Annotated in this window: 14 protein-coding genes and 1 pseudogene; 10 read left to right on the plus strand and 5 right to left on the minus strand. The window is 51.8% G+C overall.

Annotated features, from left to right (window positions below; genetic code table 11):
• Window positions 1-23 precede the first annotated feature (23 nt).
• The gene (locus tag KQI75_RS13730) at window positions 24-1,169 is read left to right on the plus strand and encodes a helix-turn-helix transcriptional regulator (RefSeq protein ID WP_216468818.1); all 1,146 of its coding nucleotides are present in this window, start codon (window positions 24-26) and stop codon (window positions 1,167-1,169) included.
• 51 nt (window positions 1,170-1,220) lie between these two features.
• Here the strand turns inward: KQI75_RS13730 and KQI75_RS00970 are convergent, their stop codons facing one another.
• Together KQI75_RS00970 and KQI75_RS00975 are read right to left on the minus strand one after the other, a co-directional pair.
• Window positions 1,221-2,966 carry an ABC transporter ATP-binding protein gene (locus KQI75_RS00970; RefSeq protein ID WP_216468819.1) on the minus strand — a complete coding sequence of 582 codons (1,746 nt, stop codon included), beginning with the start codon at window positions 2,964-2,966 and terminating at the stop codon, window positions 1,221-1,223.
• Window positions 2,963-4,711 (minus strand): ABC transporter ATP-binding protein, encoded by a 1,749-nt coding sequence (locus KQI75_RS00975; RefSeq protein WP_216468820.1) that lies wholly within the window; start codon window positions 4,709-4,711, stop codon window positions 2,963-2,965. The genes KQI75_RS00970 and KQI75_RS00975 overlap by 4 nt, the downstream gene beginning before the upstream one ends.
• Before the next feature lie 119 nt (window positions 4,712-4,830).
• Between KQI75_RS00975 and KQI75_RS00980 the strand changes: the two genes are divergently transcribed.
• Complete coding sequence (locus KQI75_RS00980) at window positions 4,831-5,685, plus strand: LysR family transcriptional regulator (protein WP_216468821.1); 855 nt, start codon at window positions 4,831-4,833, stop codon at window positions 5,683-5,685.
• Between the two features lie 62 nt (window positions 5,686-5,747).
• On the opposite strand, the gene KQI75_RS00985 is transcribed toward KQI75_RS00980, so the two are convergent.
• Both KQI75_RS00985 and KQI75_RS00990 read right to left on the minus strand, forming a co-directional pair.
• Window positions 5,748-7,256: an ASKHA domain-containing protein gene (locus KQI75_RS00985; RefSeq protein WP_216468822.1), complete on the minus strand. Its 1,509-nt coding sequence runs from the start codon at window positions 7,254-7,256 to the stop codon at window positions 5,748-5,750.
• Window positions 7,249-9,300, minus strand: a complete 2,052-nt coding sequence (locus tag KQI75_RS00990) for a hydantoinase/oxoprolinase family protein (RefSeq protein WP_216468823.1) — start codon at window positions 9,298-9,300, stop codon at window positions 7,249-7,251. The genes KQI75_RS00985 and KQI75_RS00990 overlap by 8 nt, the downstream gene beginning before the upstream one ends.
• A gap of 182 nt (window positions 9,301-9,482) precedes the next feature.
• Between KQI75_RS00990 and KQI75_RS00995 the strand changes: the two genes are divergently transcribed.
• The 7 genes from KQI75_RS00995 (at window position 9,483) to KQI75_RS01025 (ending at window position 14,824) form a co-directional block, all read left to right on the plus strand.
• Complete coding sequence (locus KQI75_RS00995; protein ID WP_216468824.1) at window positions 9,483-10,250, plus strand: DUF1638 domain-containing protein; 768 nt, start codon at window positions 9,483-9,485, stop codon at window positions 10,248-10,250.
• Between the two features lie 103 nt (window positions 10,251-10,353).
• Entirely contained in the window at window positions 10,354-10,998 is a 645-nt protein-coding gene (locus KQI75_RS01000) for a corrinoid protein (RefSeq protein ID WP_216468825.1), read from the plus strand.
• A 126-nt stretch (window positions 10,999-11,124) separates the two neighbouring features.
• Window positions 11,125-11,583: a hypothetical protein gene (locus KQI75_RS01005; RefSeq protein ID WP_216468826.1), complete on the plus strand. Its 459-nt coding sequence runs from the start codon at window positions 11,125-11,127 to the stop codon at window positions 11,581-11,583.
• Window positions 11,580-12,752 carry an iron-containing alcohol dehydrogenase gene (locus KQI75_RS01010; protein ID WP_216468827.1) on the plus strand — a complete coding sequence of 391 codons (1,173 nt, stop codon included), beginning with the start codon at window positions 11,580-11,582 and terminating at the stop codon, window positions 12,750-12,752. Before KQI75_RS01005 ends, KQI75_RS01010 begins: the two co-directional genes overlap by 4 nt.
• A gap of 194 nt (window positions 12,753-12,946) precedes the next feature.
• Window positions 12,947-13,903 (plus strand): helix-turn-helix domain-containing protein, encoded by a 957-nt coding sequence (locus tag KQI75_RS01015; RefSeq protein ID WP_216468828.1) that lies wholly within the window; start codon window positions 12,947-12,949, stop codon window positions 13,901-13,903.
• A gap of 157 nt (window positions 13,904-14,060) precedes the next feature.
• On the plus strand, window positions 14,061-14,345 hold the full coding sequence (locus KQI75_RS01020; RefSeq protein ID WP_216468829.1) for a DUF2325 domain-containing protein: 285 nt from the start codon (window positions 14,061-14,063) through the stop codon (window positions 14,343-14,345).
• Between the two features lie 56 nt (window positions 14,346-14,401).
• The gene (locus KQI75_RS01025) at window positions 14,402-14,824 is read left to right on the plus strand and encodes a flavodoxin (RefSeq protein WP_216468830.1); all 423 of its coding nucleotides are present in this window, start codon (window positions 14,402-14,404) and stop codon (window positions 14,822-14,824) included.
• Window positions 14,825-14,886: 62 nt separating this feature from the next.
• Here the strand turns inward: KQI75_RS01025 and KQI75_RS13675 are convergent.
• A pseudogene (locus tag KQI75_RS13675) lies at window positions 14,887-15,054 on the minus strand (hypothetical protein); the annotation flags it as partial.
• 204 nt (window positions 15,055-15,258) lie between these two features.
• Here KQI75_RS13675 and asnB point away from each other — a divergent pair.
• Window positions 15,259-17,070, plus strand: a complete 1,812-nt coding sequence (asnB, locus tag KQI75_RS01035; RefSeq protein ID WP_216468831.1) for an asparagine synthase (glutamine-hydrolyzing) — start codon at window positions 15,259-15,261, stop codon at window positions 17,068-17,070.
• Window positions 17,071-17,178: the final 108 nt, after the last annotated feature.

Consider the following 17,178-nt stretch of genomic DNA (forward strand, 5'->3'; position numbering starts at 1 on the left):
TCGCAGAGAAAGGAGAGACAGCTGTGACGGATTGGCAAAAACAACTGCGGCATATCTGTGACAATATCACTGCGCTGACAGGGATTCCGTGCGTAGCCGCGTGGGAATATCAAAGAAATCCGGCTGTTCTCTCCTGTCTGTGTGCGCAGGACGACGTATATCATGCGGAGAAGCAGCATTTGCATCAACACGCCTTTGAACAGGCGGCGCACCAGCAGGGCATCTATGTATATCGCTGTTCCTGCGTCTGCGCATTTGCGGTGGCACTTCCCAAACGGGCGGAAAATTCTTGGATGAGCAGTTTGATTGCAGGACCGTTTTTAATAGAACAGCACGGAGACATACAATTGCCTGTTTTGACACCGAAACAGGCACAGGCTTTGGCGGAGACCATGCGGCTGTTGTGCAGTGAGCTGGAAAACAGCAATATGATGTCCTCGCAGGATTCCAATATCCAAGAGGAAATGCTGCAGGAAATGTATCTGACCGTGCACAAAGAAAATAAATCGTTTTATTCATTAAAAGAAGAACGAAAATTACAACAGCTCATTCGCACGGGAAGCAAGCAGGAGGCGCAGCAGCAGCTCAATCATTTGCTGCTGGATTTGTATGCGATGGTCGGCACGGATTTGGCGCTGCTCAAACAGCGCATCGGCGAGTTGATTACGCTGATGTCCCGCGCGGCAGCGGATGGCGGTGCAGATGCGTCTGCCGTATTCGCGCTGTGCGATCGGAGCGCCAGAGAATTGGAGTATCTGGCGGACTTTGACACTGTAGATGCATGGCTCGGCGCGATGCTGCACACATTTTTTGATATGCTGTTTGATTTTCCGGACGCCCCGCATCAGACCATCATTCAGCAGGCAGCCGCCTATATCAAAGAGCACTTGTCCGAAAAGGTCAGCTTGGAACAGGTGGCAAACGAGGTACACTTGTCCAAGTCCTATTTGTGCCGCATTTTAAAAGAGGAGCTTGGCTGTACGTTTACGGAATATACTAATAAATTGCGTGTAGAAAAAAGCAAGCTGTATTTGCATTGCGGCGAGATGTCATTGTCCGAAATCGCCTGCGCGGTTGGATTTGATGACCAGAGCTATTTTACGCGTGTGTTCCGTCGGCAGGTAGGCGTTCCGCCGGGAAAATACCGTGCGGGGAAAACAAGCGCATAAAAAACAGGCTGAATCACATGATTCAGCCTGTTTTTGCGTGTATAAGCGGCATTAAGACGGTTGAAACTGGCTGTTGTACAGCTCACTGTAAAAGCCGCCCGCTGCCAAAAGCTCTTGGTGCGTGCCCTGTTCTATGATTTTGCCGTCGCGCATGACGAGAATCAGCGACGCGTTGCGGACGGTAGACAGACGATGTGCGACCACAAAGCTGGTGCGTCCTTCCATCAGGGTATCAAATGCCTGTTGTACGAGAATCTCTGTGCGCGTATCAATGCTGGAAGTGGCCTCGTCCAAGATTAACATGGGCGGCAGACACAGCATGACACGGGCAATACACAACAGCTGTTTTTGTCCCTGACTGACGCTGTCCTCGCGCAGGACGGTATCCAATCCCTTGGGCAGACGGCGGATAAAGTCCCAGCAGTGCGCGGATTTTGCGGCTTGTATCACTTCCTGATCCGTTGCGTCCGGACGTCCAAAGCGGATGTTTTCGCGCACGGTATCACTCTTGAGCCAAGTCTCCTGCAGCACCATGCCGAAGCTGCTGCGCAGCGAGTGGCGGGAAACGCTGGTAATCGGCGTGCCGTCAATGGAAATGGTGCCGCTGTCGACATCGTAAAACCGCATGAGCAGATTGATAAGCGTCGTTTTGCCGCAGCCGGTCGGACCGACGATGGCAATGCGCATGCCGGGCTTTGTTTGCAGCGCAAACTGTTCGATGAGCGGATGAGACCGGTCATAACAGAACGATACATCACGAATGCAAACCTGTCCGCGGACATGACCGAGCTGTTGGCTGTCGTCCGGCTTCTCCTCAGGTTCCTGCATCAGTGCAAAAACGCGGGAGGCGCATGCCAGTGCGTTTTGCAATTCCGTCACAACCGAGCTGATGTCGTTAAATGGCTTCATATACTGGTTTGCATAGGCGAGCAAAACCGACAAACCGCCGACGGTCAGGCTGCCGAGCGGGATGAGCAGAACGCCGACCAAAGCAACACAGGCATAAATAATGCTGTTGACAAATCGGGTACACGGATTGGTCAGACTGCTGTAAAATGTCGCCCGCTGGCTGTACTTCATAAGCTCCTCGTTGATCTCCGCAAAACGAGCGGAAGCGCGTTGTTCATAGCCAAAGGCCTTGACAACGGTTTGACCGCCCATCATTTCGTCGATCAGCGCGGTCTGTCTGCCGCGCACTTCACTTTGCTTCTGGAACAAACGATACGAACGGCTGGAGATAAAGCGGGCGACAAGAAAGCTCAGCGGGGTCAGCACAATGACCATCAGAGAAATCCAGAAATTTTTGGAGAACATGAAAATCAGCGTCACCAGAATGGTCATGATACCGGAAAACAGCTGGGTAAATCCGAGCAATAGTCCGTCCGATAACACATCGGTATCGGTGATGATGCGGCTGACAATGTCGCCTGAGCTGTGCTTGTCCAGATATGAGAGCGGCAGTTTTTGAATATGCCGAATGGCGCGGGAACGAATGTCCTGCACGATGTGATAGGTCATGCGATTGTTGAGCAGATTCATGAGCCATGTGCACAGCGCAGAAGCGGCAGCCACCAAAAGAATCAAACGCAGATATCGCCACATCTGTACAAAATCCACGCGATGCGCGGCGATGGTCTGGTCAATGGCATCGCCGAACAGAATCGGAACATACAACTGCAAAATAACAGAGACCGCCGCGAGGATAATACTCAAGGCAAGTGCAAATCCATGTGATTTCACATAGGGAAGCAGCTGACGGAACGAAGCGGATGTGGTGTTTTTGTTTTGCTTTTTCATGCGTCCTCACGCTCCTTCTTGGATTCTTCCGGAAATTGCGATTCATAAATTCCCTGATACACCGGACAGTCGTGCAGCAGCTGTTCGTGCGTGCCGACGCCGACGAGTGTGCCGTTGTCCAAAACGAGAATTTTATCTGCCTGCCGGACAGCGGCGATGCGCTGAGATACAAGAAATGTGGTTACGCTGTCGCCGAGATTACGAATCGACTTGCGCAATGCGGCATCCGTTGCGAAATCCAAGGCACTGGAGCTGTCATCGAGAATGAGCAGCTGCGGATTTTTTACCAGCGCGCGTGCAATCGTCAGCCGCTGCTTCTGACCGCCGGACAGGTTGCGGCCGTTCTGTTCCAAGTGGAAATCCAACTTGTCAGGCTTGTTTTCGACAATTTCACGTGCCTGTGCACAGGTCAACGCCTGCCAAAGCGCCTCATCCGATGCGTGCTCATTGCCCCACTTCATATTTTCACGAATGCTGCCCTGAAACAGCAATGCGCGCTGCGGCACAATGCCGATTTTTCGGCACAGAATTTCATGCGGAAAGTCTTGGATGGGACAGCCGTTCAAGCGAATGCTGCCTTCTGTGGCGTCATAAAAACGCGGAATCAAATGCACCAGTGTGGATTTGCCGCTGCCGGTGCCGCCGATGATGCCGACGGTTTCGCCGGACATGACGGAAAAGCTGATGTGCGACAGGCTCGGTGCACCGGCGCCCTGATAGGTGAAAGAGACATCATCAAAAGCTACGGCGGGAGCAGCCGTGTGCTCCATATGGAAAGACGGCGTGCGCGCCGGATACGTCATGCTTGTCTTGATGTCCAGTACACTGGAAACGCGCTTGGCGCAGGCCAGAGACTTGTTCAGCGTGATGATCAAGGCTGCCAGTTTGATGACCTCGACGATGATTTGCAGCATGTAGTTGTACAGTGCGACTACTTGTCCCTGCGGCAGGCTGCCGAGATTGACTTGAACGCCGGCCCGCTGAATCAGAACAACGGTTGCGATGTTGATGAGTACATACGTCAGTGGATTGAGCAGCGCAGACAGCCTGCCGACAAACAGATTTAGATGGGTGAGTGCCTGATTGTTTTCCTCAAATTCCTCTACACAGCGCTGCTCGCGGCAAAAAGCGCGAATGACACGCACGCCGGTTAAATTTTCGCGGGTGAGTGCCGTCACACGATCCAGACCGGCCTGCACTTTGCCGAACAGCGGAATGCTCAGCATCATGATGAGAAACGTGACACCGAACAAAATCGGAATCGTCACGGCAAAGACCAGTGCACAGCGCACATTGATGGTAAACGCCATGACCATAGCGCCCAGCACGATGAACGGGCTGCGGAGCAGCAGACGGAGCCCCATATTGACGCCGGTCTGCACCTGATTGACATCGTCGGACAGGCGGGTGATCAGCGTATCGCTGCCGATGGCGTCCAACTCGGTAAACGAAAACGTTTGGATGTGGTCAAAGACCGCTTGCCGCACAGCACCGGCAAAGCCGACACTGGCTTTTGCCGAAAAGAATTGCGCGACAATGCTGAAGCCCAAGCCGACAAACGCCAAAAGCAGCAGCACACCGAAATACAGAAAAATCAAGTGCCGGTTCGAAGCCGCATCGGTATCGATCATACGAGCGATGACCAGCGGAACGAACAAATCAAACAGCGCTTCGAGCAGTTTGAACAGCGGCGCGAGAATGCTTTCCTTTCGGTATTTTTTCAAATAAACAGCAAGATTTTGCATTTTGGTTCTTCCTTTCCGTTTCTTGACAAACTATAGTATAGTCCATTATTATAAATATAAAAAGTATTGTTTTTGTATTTATGAGATAGTTTTTTTGTATCGCTGAGAGGAGCATGTGCATGGAACTGCGGCAGTTGGAATATTTTTGCCGGATTGTGGAGTCCGGCAGCATCCACGAGGCGGCGCGGCGGCTGAATATGTCGCAGCCGCCGCTGAGCTATCAGCTAAAACAATTGGAGCAGGAGCTGCATACCGCGCTGCTTATGCGCACAAGCAAAGGCGTTGCATTGACAGAGGCGGGGCAAATGCTGTACCAACGTGCCTGCAGTTTGTTGGAGTATGCCCGTTCGACAAGCAGAGAGGTGTCTGAAGCGGGAAAAAAACGCGTTCTGCGTCTGGGGATTACCTCAACGACGGTTCCAACGATTTTGCCGGACATTGCGCGGTTTGTCCATGCACATCCGGATGTCAACTTTGAGGTGCGTGACGGGACGACCTTTACACTGCTGCAATTGCTGTTGGACGGTATTATTGATGTGTCGGTTGCGCGCACACCGCTGCGGCTGGAAAATGTGGAGTACATGCAGCTGAGCACAGAGCCAATGATCGCGGCGTTTCCGCCGGATTCCCGTGTGGAAAAAGAGGGTGTTCTCGGCTTGCGTCACCTGCTCGGTCGACCGCTGATTTTATATCGCCGGTATGAACGGCTGATTTTGGAAGAATTTTCTCGGCAAAACATACATCCGGATGTTTTTTGCGTGTGTGATGACGCGAGAGATGCCATGCTGTGGGTCAAAGCGGGACTTGCCACGGCGATTTTTCCGCAGTCGATGCACAGTTTGTGCACAGGGCTGCGGATACAGCCATTGGAAGAAACGGCGTTGGAAACACAGACCGTGTTGATTTGGAAAAAAGGCGGACCGCTTTCGCCGGTGGTACAAGATTTTTTACAGGTTTGTCAAGCACATCATTAAAAAACGGGAAAAAGAACGGGCGCGCTGCATTTGCAGCGCGCCCTTGTTGCTGTCAGGCTGTCTTAAAATTCGTCAAATGCCATGCAGTCGATGTAATAATCCATAAAAGATGGGCTGGTAGACAGAGACAGTTCTTCGGCATTTTGTGCCATCTGTTCGGTTTTTTCGCGCAGTGCACGATTGAGAAGCAGCATGGCGGCGCCGCCAAGCGCGCCGTTGCCGATGAATACGGTTTTGTCCTGCAATCCGGCGGGGAATAAGCCAATTTTCGCCGCGGAGGCATGATTCATCGTGCTGCCGAAGCCGCCTGCGATGACAAAACGCTGAATATCCTCTGGCTCCATGCCTTCCTCATCCAAAAGTGTCAGCAAGCCGCCGCAGATGGCGGATTTTGCCAGCTGAATCTGGCGAATATCCTTTTGCGTGATGGAAATACCGCTGGTGCCAATTGCCCAGTCCTCGGCATCCTCGTCCTGCGGCTCTAAATAACCGGAGTCATCCATTTCTTCGGTTTCCAGCATGACAGCCAGCGCATCCAAAATACCGGAACCGCAGATGCCGACAGCGGGTGCATCCTGTACGGTTTCATAGTGCACGGTGTCATCCTGCAGGGATACCGCGCGGATTGCGCCGGAAGCTGCCGGCATGCCTGCACTGATGCCGGCACCCTCAAAGGCCGGACCTGCCGCTGTTGCACAGCACAACAGCTTGTCCGCGTGGAACAACGCCATTTCGCCGTTTGTGCCAATGTCGGCAAGCAATTGCGTGCCGCCGTGTTCCAAGTCCGCCGCGAGAATCGCACAGATAATGTCTGCGCCGACATATGCGCCGATGCAGCGCGGCAGATAGACCGGCGCGCCAGCCAGTGTTCTGCGGCTGAAACAGCCAAAATAGGACTGCACATCGAAAGGAGACACCGCCAGCGAAGCGGGATCCAATCCCTCATAGATATGCAGCATGGTTGCATTGCCGGTGACAATGGATTCAGAGACCGCACAAATGCCGGCTTCCTGTAAGCATTCTTGCGCCAACTGTTCAATTTGCTGCGCAATGCGATCGGACAAGGTGTCGAGACCGGCGGTTTTGCACGCCTCAATACGGGAGATGACATCCGCGCCATAGCTGCGCTGCGCGTTTTCCGCCAGACGTTCTGCGAGAATGCGGCCGGTCTCTCGTTGGATCAGCTGAACGGCAACCGTCGTTGTGCCGATATCAACGGCAAAGCCATAGCCGGTTTCGGTTTTCTCAAATGGCGGTGTTTGATACCAAGCGATGATGCGCGCCTTCTGCTCGGTCTGCACGGTCACCGCGGCATTTCCCAAAATAGTGCAGTCGCAGGCGAGACGGATGCCTGCTTGTATGTCGGTGTCCGTCAAAAATTTCTTTTCTGCGTTAGAAAGCGGAGAAAGCGCACCGGATGCCTGCACGCGGCATTTGCCGCAAGTATGATTTCCGGCACAGGGAAGGGCGAAGGACGGAACATGCTGCTGCAAAATTTCGCTGATAGATTGTCCGGCTTCAACCGGTATGCTCTGTGTTTGGTGATTCAAATGAAGTGTTAGTTCAAACATGGCTGGATTCTCCTTTCGCTGCTGTCAGTTGTAAGCTGGCTTGCGCTGTGACGCTGATGCTGGTAGAAATTTTGATTGTGCCGCTGTATGCGGGTGCTGTGACATCGCGCTGCTGTACTTGAAATGCAATGGCACCGGATGCGCCCTGCGCGCGCAAATCGGCTTCTGCCGCCTGCTGCATCTGTTGTGTGAGCCAAGCAATGGCTTCCGGTTCTTTGATGAAATATTTGCTCTCTCCGTCGTAGAGAACCTCAAAATCACCCATATTGTCCTGCTCATCGGAAACGGTCATGCCGTGCGGACGAATCTCGGCAGTCAATGTGCGTGTCATGCGGCCGGTGACGGCACCAACAGCGTTTGCGACCGGCGCACAGTCCGGAATGATGCACGCCGCACCGAGCGCCTTGGCGGCAGCGGGCAAAAACAGGTGGACAGGCCCGCCGATGCCGACCAGCACCGCCTTGGACTGAAAACAGTATTGCAGCATGGAAGAACCGCCGGACGTTTGATTGTTCCATTGTAATTCCAAAAGATGCTGCATGCCGTCATCTATGCCGTGTGTTTGATAGTAGGGCGAAGCGTGCTCCAACAGAATGTGAGAGACCGCGAGAAAGACACGATGAGAAATTTCGTTGTAGACGCGCTCACAGAGCTCCTCCAGACTGCACTGCATGGAAGCCGCCGCAAAACGTGCTCCGAGAATCGAGGCGCGCCGTTCATATCGCGTGTAGTCGCCGCGCAGATGCATGATGTCAGTTGGTGTCAGACCGGCGCGCAAGATGACACCGGCGCGCTCCAGCGATTCGGTATGTAAATTATATTTGTCGATGCCGAGTGTCTGTGCAGCCTGCTCCATGCCCAAAGCGCCGTGCTCCAAAATGGCACACAGGCGGCATTCCTGTTCTGTCAGAGATAAGGTCCGCCAATCTTTGCGGTTGAGCGTCAGAAATTCGTGCAGTGGCAGCGAATGCCACGGCATGCGCTGAAGCAAATCTTCCAATGTCGCAAGAACCTGCGGCTCGCGGGAGGCCAATACACAAAGCGGAATCATGCGGTCTGGGCCAAGCGTCATCTGTCCCTGTTTATCCCAACGAACCGCGCTGTCTCCGCCGAGCGCAAACGAGCTTGCGAATAATCCTTTGACCATGGTGCGCCATTTTCCGACACGAATGCCTTCTTTGGAAAGCAGCGGCACATTGTTTTCGATCAAAGCAATATCGGTTGTCGTGCCGCCGATGTCAACAATCACCGCGTGTTCGGCGTGGGCGAGAGTGCTTCCACCGAGTGCAGAGGCCGCAGGACCTGAGAGCAGCGTTTCCACTGCGTGCTGTGCGGCGTAGTTGAGTCCCATCAGACTACTGTCTGAGCGGACGAGATACATGTCTGCGTGAATGTTTCGCTCTTGAAAAGCACGGCTGACGGCATCGAGAAAACGGCATGTGAGCGGCAGCAATCCGGCGTTGAGCACGGCGCTGGCGGCGCGCTCCAGACTGGATAAACCGGAAAACAGCTCGCTGGCGCAGACAATCGGCAGACCGATCTCCTGCTGGATGACAGAGGCTGCTTGTTTCTCTAAGACACCGTTGTTGCGCATGCCGTAAATTTCGCAAATGGCACAGCCCTCGGCGCCGGAAAACCATTCTTTGGCGTGTGCGCGCAAAAGTGCCCAATCCGGTTCCTGCAAAATCTGTCCGGTGATTGTCGTTTTGCAGGGGAGATAAACAATGTCATCCGGATCGGTAAATCCATAATCCGCGCCAAACTGCGCAATTCCTTTGCGGTCGATGCCCATGAGCAACAGTTTGGGCCGGCGAAATTTGTTTTCCACGCAGGCATTTGTCGCGAGAGTGGTGGAAAGTCCGGCTGCACATGCCTGCCGGCACAGAGACGCATCCAACCCGTCCAATGCCTCCAAAATACCCCGTGTCAGATCGTCATATGTCGTCAGTGCTTTGTTGGAGCACAGTACCTTGCCGGTATCAAAATCATATAAGACGGCATCCGTGCAGGTGCCGCCGGTATCAATGCCAATTGCGTATTTCATCGTGCCCCTCATTTCCTTGGAATGTATGTCCATTATACCATGGGATGATACGAGAAGATAGGACGATTCTGCCTACCCTGCGCGGGGCAGATGGTACAATCTTGACCAGATGGCAAAACCACTTGCGAAGAAAACGCGAAAACGATATACTGATATTAGTGAAAAATCAGGGAGGAACAGACATGCGCATAGCAATGATTGGATGCATGGTGATGAATCGGGAAATCAGCCTGCTGACAGCAAAAAGTGAAAATATTATACGGGTTTGGTGGCTGCGGCAGGGACTGCATGATACGCCGGATGTTCTGCGCGCGCAATTGCAAAAGACCATTGATGAAATCGAACAGGAAAATCAAGCGCTACGGGAAAGCCAGCGGTTTCAGGCGATTGTTCTGGCGTATGGTCTGTGTTCCAACGGCGTGATAGGTCTGCGAAGCCGTTCGCTTCCGATTATCGTGCCGCGGTGCGATGACTGCATCTCGTTGTTTCTCGGCTCCGCGGAGCGGTATCGTATGCTGTTCCGAGAGATGCAGGGCGTGTATTGGTACAATCGCGGATGGATTGAACAGTCCTTTACGCCGTCCAGAGAGAACTACGAAATACAGCGGCAGGAATATGTGCGCGATTACGGCGAGGAAAACGCAGATTATCTGATGGAATGCACCAACAGCTGGATGACAAATTACAAGTGCTGTGCTTATATCAGCAGCCCGCTGGGCGATGAGCCGGAGATGGAGGCCTATGCCAAACAGGCTTCGGAGGATTTTGGCTGGGAATTTCGTCGTGTGCCGGGCAGCATGATGTATTTGGAGACGTTGGTCAATGGGCCGTGGAACGACAATCAATTTTTGATTTGCCTGCCCGAGAGCCGCATCGAGGCGGATTATACAGACAAAAAATTTCGTTGTGTGGCGTGCGGTGTGGACGACTGGTCCGCTAGTACAATTTAAGTAATTTTGTCCAAAAAAGAACAATCCGGTACAAGATTTTGCACAAGTAATATCGTACAATAATCTCAAAGAACAACATATAAACCAAAAGGAGAGATATTGTATGAATGAGACTTTGAATGAAATTAGTGAGTGGCTGCAGAAGGGCCGCGCACCGAAGGTAAAGGCTGCTGTAACCAAGGCTCTGGAAGAGGGCATTCCGGCAAGTGAAATTCTGGAAGACGGTCTGCTGGCAGGCATGGATATCATCGGTCAGAAGTTTAAGAACAACGAAGTATTCGTACCGGAGGTTCTGGTTGCTGCACGCGCGATGAACCGCGGCGTTGAAATCCTGCGTCCGTATCTGGTAGAAGACGGCGTAGAGACCAAGGGCACCGTTATTCTGGGCACGGTAAAGGGCGACATGCACGATATCGGCAAGAACCTCGTTCGTATGATGATGGAAGGCAAGGGTCTGGAAGTCATTGATATCGGCGTTGACGTGCCGACCGAGAGCTTCCTGGATGCTGCACGTGAGCACAACGCAAAGCTGATTTGCTGCTCTGCGTTGCTGACTACCACCATGGGTGAGATGAAGAACGTTGTAGACGCAGTCAAGGCTTCCGAGATGAACGGCAAGGTAAAAATCATGATCGGCGGCGCGCCGATTACGCAGACCTTCTGCGAGCAGATCGGTGCAGATTGCTACACGCCGGACGCAGCAAGTGCAGCAGAAGCAGCACTGAAGTTCTGCGAGGAAATGGCATAATTTTTTAGCACGGCAAAAACAAAATAGATAAAACAGCGAAGGCTTTCTTCGCTGTTTTTTTATGCTTTTCAGATGGATGCAGGATATGCTATACTAAACATAAAAGAACATGAGGAGGATGATGCGATGGAGAGCATAGAACAGGCTAGAGATGCTTTACTGGGTGTGCTCATTGGACTGTCTCACGCCTGCACCAACAATCCGAAAACGCAAAACACCGATCGTATCTATATAAATGGTCTGCGGTGCTCGGCACAAGAAACCGATATACCGACAATCCAAGCACAGACAAAAAAGACATCGGAGGAAAAAAATACCGTTGCGCCGGGCTGTGTATTTTGTCAGGCACGCTGCGGCAATACGGATGATTATGATATGGTTTGCCTGTGGCAGGCGATTCCTATCGTGCGCGATGCGAAAGAACGATTGCTGCGTGCGTTGCAGCAGCTGGCATTGGAAACCGACGCGGAACATGTGTCGGAACAGACAGCGATGCTGTTGCAGAGAGGACTGTTTGCCTTGAAAGAAGACTGGGAACCGGAACGATATGATGAAATCACACGACAAATAGGAGGAACAAGATGAGCTTTCGCATGTATGTACCAACTCGCATTATTTTTGGCGCAGGAAGCTTAAACAAGCTGAGCCGTCAAAAGCTGCCGGGCAAAAAGGCACTGGTTGTCATTTCTAACGGCAAATCGACACGGGCAAATGGATATTTAGATCGCACGCTGGAAGCTTTGCAGCAGGCGGGCGCAGAGACCGTTGTATTTGATCAGGTTATGGCAAATCCGCTGAAATCTACGGTCATGGCAGGCGGCGCATTTGCGCGGGAACACGGCTGCGATTTTATTGTTGCTTTGGGCGGCGGCAGTGTCATTGACGCATCCAAAGCCATCGCGATTGTGGCAACCAATGACGGCGACATTTGGGATTATGTCTATGGCGGCACGGGCGGCTGTCAGCGTATCAGTGTCAATCCGCTTCCGGTGATTGCCATCACGACAACAGCGGGCACAGGCAGCGAAGTGGATGCATTCAGTGTCATTACCAATGAGGAAACCAATGAGAAGATCGGTTTGGGCGGTGATGCGCGTTTGTTCCCGAAGACCGCTATTGTGGATCCGGAGTTGATGCTTTCTGTTCCGCCGAAGTTCACGGCATATCAGGGCTTTGATGCACTGTTTCACAGCGTAGAAGCATACATTGCCAAGTCTGCGAGCCTGATGAGCGATATGTATGCACTGACGGCGATAGAGAATATCGGCGGTTATTTGGCACGTGCCGTGGAAAACGGCAAGGATTTGGAAGCGCGCGAGCATGTTGCATTTGCCAATACGTTGTCCGGTGTGGTTATGACGATGTGTTCCTTGACGAGTGAGCACGCCATGGAGCACGCGATGAGTGCGTATCATCAGGAGCTGCCGCACGGCGCAGGACTTATTTTGATTTCTCTGCCGTACTATGAACACTTTGTCAAAGCGCATGCGTGTGATGGACGATTTGTTCGGATGGCACAGGCGCTCGGCAAAAAAGATGCATCTAAACCGGAAGATTTTCTGACTGCTTTGGAGGATTTGCAGAAGGCCTGCGGCGTATACGGCCTGAAAATGTCAGATTTTGGAATGAAAAAGGAAGAAGCACTGACGCTGGCGCAGAATGCCCGCGCGACGATGGGCGCATTGTTCCGCGCAGACCGCGTGCCGCTCTCCGATGAGGAATGTGCAACTATCTTTGAGAGAGCATATAGATAAGTCGAGAAGAAGAATGTGAAAAAGACGGATGTTTGAGAGAACATCCGTCTTTTTTTGAAAAAATGCCGAAATAAAAAATTACCTGTGCAAAACTATTGACAGAGAAGAAGGGTGTGATATTATATAATATGATTAGCTAAAACTAATAAAACCGGAAAGCAGGTACTTTGCGTACAGGGAGCGTTCTACATACGATGAAATTGACAGAACAGGAAAAGTGCATATACGGAAACAGTGTACAAGTTGTAGCGCGAGAAGATGACTGTACCATTTACACCCGAGAAGATGAAACAGGAACCGCACGGATGACCTGCTACCGTGTCTTTCCGGGCATTGATTTGGTTTACAATGACATCCACATGCAGAGCTCCGGCATGAAACCGGCGATGCATGGAAACTTTTTGGAAATCAATCACTGCAGAGAGGGACGGGCTGAGTGCGAGTGCGGTGACCAGTTTTACTATATCACGGCGGGAGACTTATCCATCCAGCAGCGGAAGGACTGCAGCCATGCGTCCTACTATCCGCTCAGCCATTATCACGGCATCTCCATTTTGATTGATGCAGACCATTCACCGATGTGCCTTTCGTGCTTTTTGAAGGATGTCAACGTACAGCCGACAACGTTGATTCAGAAATTTTGCAAAAATGAAGCGGGATATGTTGTCCGTTCACAACCGCGTTTGACACATATTTTTTCGGAGCTGTACACGGTTCCCGAGAGTATCCGAAAGGGCTATTTCAAAGTAAAGATATTGGAATTGTTGCTGTTTCTGAGCAGCATGTCATTGGACGATGACATGGTTCGTGAGCGCAGCTATTCCGGCAATCAAGTCACCCTGGCGAAGGATGCCGGACGATATTTGGCACAGCACATGGATCGCCGCGTGACCATCGACGAATTGGCAGAGCAATTTTACGTGTCTCCTACGCAGCTAAAAAACAGTTTTAAGGGCGTATATGGCGTTTCTATCTATGCGTACACGCGCTCGCAAAAAATGCAGGCAGCTGCCTGCGCGCTGCGGCAGACCGACGATACCGTCATGCAGATCGCCGGACGATACGGCTATGAAAATCCGAGCAAGTTTGCAAAGGCGTTTAAAGATGTGCTGGGCGTCACGCCAAATGAATATCGAAACACCTCAGAGTGAAATGTCTGTTTGGAGCAGGAAATGCTCTAAACGGAGTAGAGGAAAAGATGAAATTACCGTAAACTAACATTGTCAAACGAAAGAACGCGCCTGCGGGCGTTTTCTTTTGGATGACAGGTTAGCAAACACTAATTTAACGCACAGAGAGGTGAAAAGCATGAGTGTAGTAATTGTTGGCGGCAATGACTGTATGGTACGCCGTTATAAAGATCTTTGCAAACAATACGACTGTCAGGCAAAAGTCTTCACGCAGATGAAGGACGGCCTGAAAAACAAAATCGGATGCCCCGATCTGCTGGTGCTGTTCACCAGCACGATGTCCCATAAGATGCTGCGATATGCATTGAACGAAACCAAGGGACAGGATAGCATGATTGTCGCACGTTCTCATTCGAGCTCGATGTCTGCCCTGCGCAACATTTTGGAAGAACACGCTTGCTGAGAACGTTTCCACGCGATAAATACATTGATTTTTTTCAAGAAAGGTTGGTAATCAACATGGCAAAGGTAGCAGTAGTATATTGGAGCGGCTCCGGCAACACGGAGGCAATGGCAAATGCAGTAGTAGAGGGCGCAAAGGAGAAGGGCGCAGACGTATCTCTGTTCTTCTGCAGCGACTTCAACGAAGGCATGGTAGGCGATTACGATGCAATCGCATTCGGCTGCCCGGCAATGGGTGCAGAGGTTCTGGAAGAAGCTGAATTTGAGCCGATGTTCACCGCTTGCGGTCCGAAGCTCGGCGGCAAGAATATCGCCCTGTTTGGCTCCTATGGCTGGGGCACCGGCGAGTGGATGCACTCTTGGGAAGACCAGTGCGCAGATTACGGCGCAGTACTGGCAGCTGACAGCGTAATCTGCAACGAAGCACCGAACGATGACGGCATTGCAGCTTGCAAGGCTCTCGGCGCAGCACTGGCATAACTTTCCGGCTGGATGCGGCAGGAAGATACCCACAAACATCCTCCACAAGCATGCTGTAAGCCTCAGATAAATCCAACATACAATTCCTTAACAGCATACATGAAAAGCGGAACCGGCATGGAGCAATCCATGCCGGTTCTGTTTTGTCTATCCGGCAGATAACCGGAAGAAGAATACACAAAATCCTCCGGAACAACCCCGTCTTTGATGATGTTTTTTGCACCGTATACATCTGTACGATAATAGTGCCCAAAATGTCAAGAAGGTGTAGGTGCAAAAAATAGAAATAATGTGGATTTTGCGGCAAAAATCCGTAAAAATGTACAGGCATACTGCAAAATAGTTAGGAAATTAGATGAAAAGTAGTATATGCCGAGCGGCGGGCACATACACTATTTGCGTTCAAACCATCTGTGCGACAGGAGGAGTGGCAAATGTGTGGCATTGCGGGAATGATAGGCGAAATTCCTTCGAGGAAGGTCCTCGAACAGATGCAAAATACCATGCGCCGCCGCGGACCGGATCAGAAAGGCGTTTGGGTGAAACATGGCACAGCGCTGCTGCATAATCGGCTCGCCGTCATTGATATAGAAGGCGGCCGGCAGCCAATGCGGCGGGAACATGCTGTCATCGTATATAACGGAGAACTATATAACACCGCAGAAGTACGGACAGACTTGGCAAAACAAGGGTATGTCTTTTCAACGCATTCGGATACCGAAGTGGTGCTGACGGCTTATTTGGCGTGGGGAGAGGCTTGTCTGGAACGCTTGAATGGCATTTATGCGTTCGCGGTTTGGGATATGCAAAAACAGGAGCTGTTTTTTGCGCGCGATCGCATCGGCGTAAAACCATTCTTTTTTACAGAGAAAAACGGCACATTTTTATTTGCCTCGGAAATCAAGACCTTGCTGGCACATCCGGATATATCGGCAGAGATAGATGGAAACGGCATTTCGGAACTGGTGCTGCTGGGGCCGGGGAGAACGCCGGGCTGCGGCGTGCTGCGCGGCATGCGAGAGGTTCCTGCCGGTTGGTGCGGCACGTATTCGCACAGAACAGGGCTTCGGCTGCGGCAGTATTGGCATCTGGAGGATAAGGAGCACACCGATTCCCAACAAGAAACCATAGAAACCGTGCGCCGGTTGGTCATAGATGCCATTGAACGGCAATTGGTATCCGATGTGCCGTTGTGTACGTTTCTGTCCGGCGGATTGGATTCCAGCATTATTTCCGCTGTGGCGGCACAGCAGTACGCGCGAGAAGGAAAGCAACTGGAAACCGTCTCCGTGACGTATCGGGACAACGCCAAATATTTTCAGGCATCGCATTTTCAGCCAAACAGCGATGACAGCTATATTGGCAAAATGAATGATGCAATCGGTGCAAACAATCATCTGATTGTCATTGATACGCCGCAGCTTGTTCGAGCGCTGTTTGAGGCGGTGGAGGCGCGGGATTTGCCGGGCATGGCGGATGTGGATGCGTCTTTGCTGCTCTTTTGCCGAAAAATTAAAAAAATCGGCACGGTGGCGCTTTCCGGCGAATGTGCCGATGAAATTTTTGGCGGATATCCGTGGTATCGGGATGCAGATATTCGCCGCAAGGCGGGATTTCCGTGGGCGCAGTCTACGCAGTACCGCGCGTCCTTTTTGACGCAGGAATGGCAACAGCAAATAGATGCAGAGGCATTTGTCGACCAAAAATACCGACAGACGATAACGCAGGTACTGCCGAACGGCGTGCGCGGAAAAGATGACCAACGCATTCGAGAGATGACGCGCTTGAATTTTGCGTGGTTCATGCAGACGCTGCTGACGAGAAAAGACAGTATGAGTATGTTCAGCGGTCTGGAAGTGCGTGTGCCGTTTTGCGACCACCGCATTGCGGAGTATCTGTATAACGTCCCGTGGAGCATGAAGAATTTGCAAGGGAGAGAAAAGGGGCTGCTGCGTGAAGCGGTCAAAGGCATTGTGCCGGAAGAAATACGCGTGCGAAAGAAAAGCCCGTATCCAAAGACGCACAATCCGGCGTATATGCGGGCGGTCAGCAATTTGCTGCGGCAGGTGCTGGATGAGGGAACGTCTCCGATGTTTGATTTTATTCGCAGAGATGCGCTGGAACAGCTGCTGACGGAGACGCGGGCGCAGCCGTGGTATGGGCAGCTTATGCAGACGCCGCAGACCATAGCATATTTTTTACAGCTGCATCACTGGATGCGGCTGTATCATGTGACGATTGGGTAACCTGTGCAGGTTTGTCCGGCATAATAGACAGCAAATGAGAGACAGCGGCTTCTTTCGGCAATGCGTGAGCTGCTATCTCTCATAGCTCTTTTCAAAAGGAGAAATTTG

Source organism: Butyricicoccus intestinisimiae (genome assembly GCF_018918345.1).
Classification (GTDB): domain Bacteria; phylum Bacillota; class Clostridia; order Oscillospirales; family Butyricicoccaceae; genus Butyricicoccus_A; species Butyricicoccus_A intestinisimiae.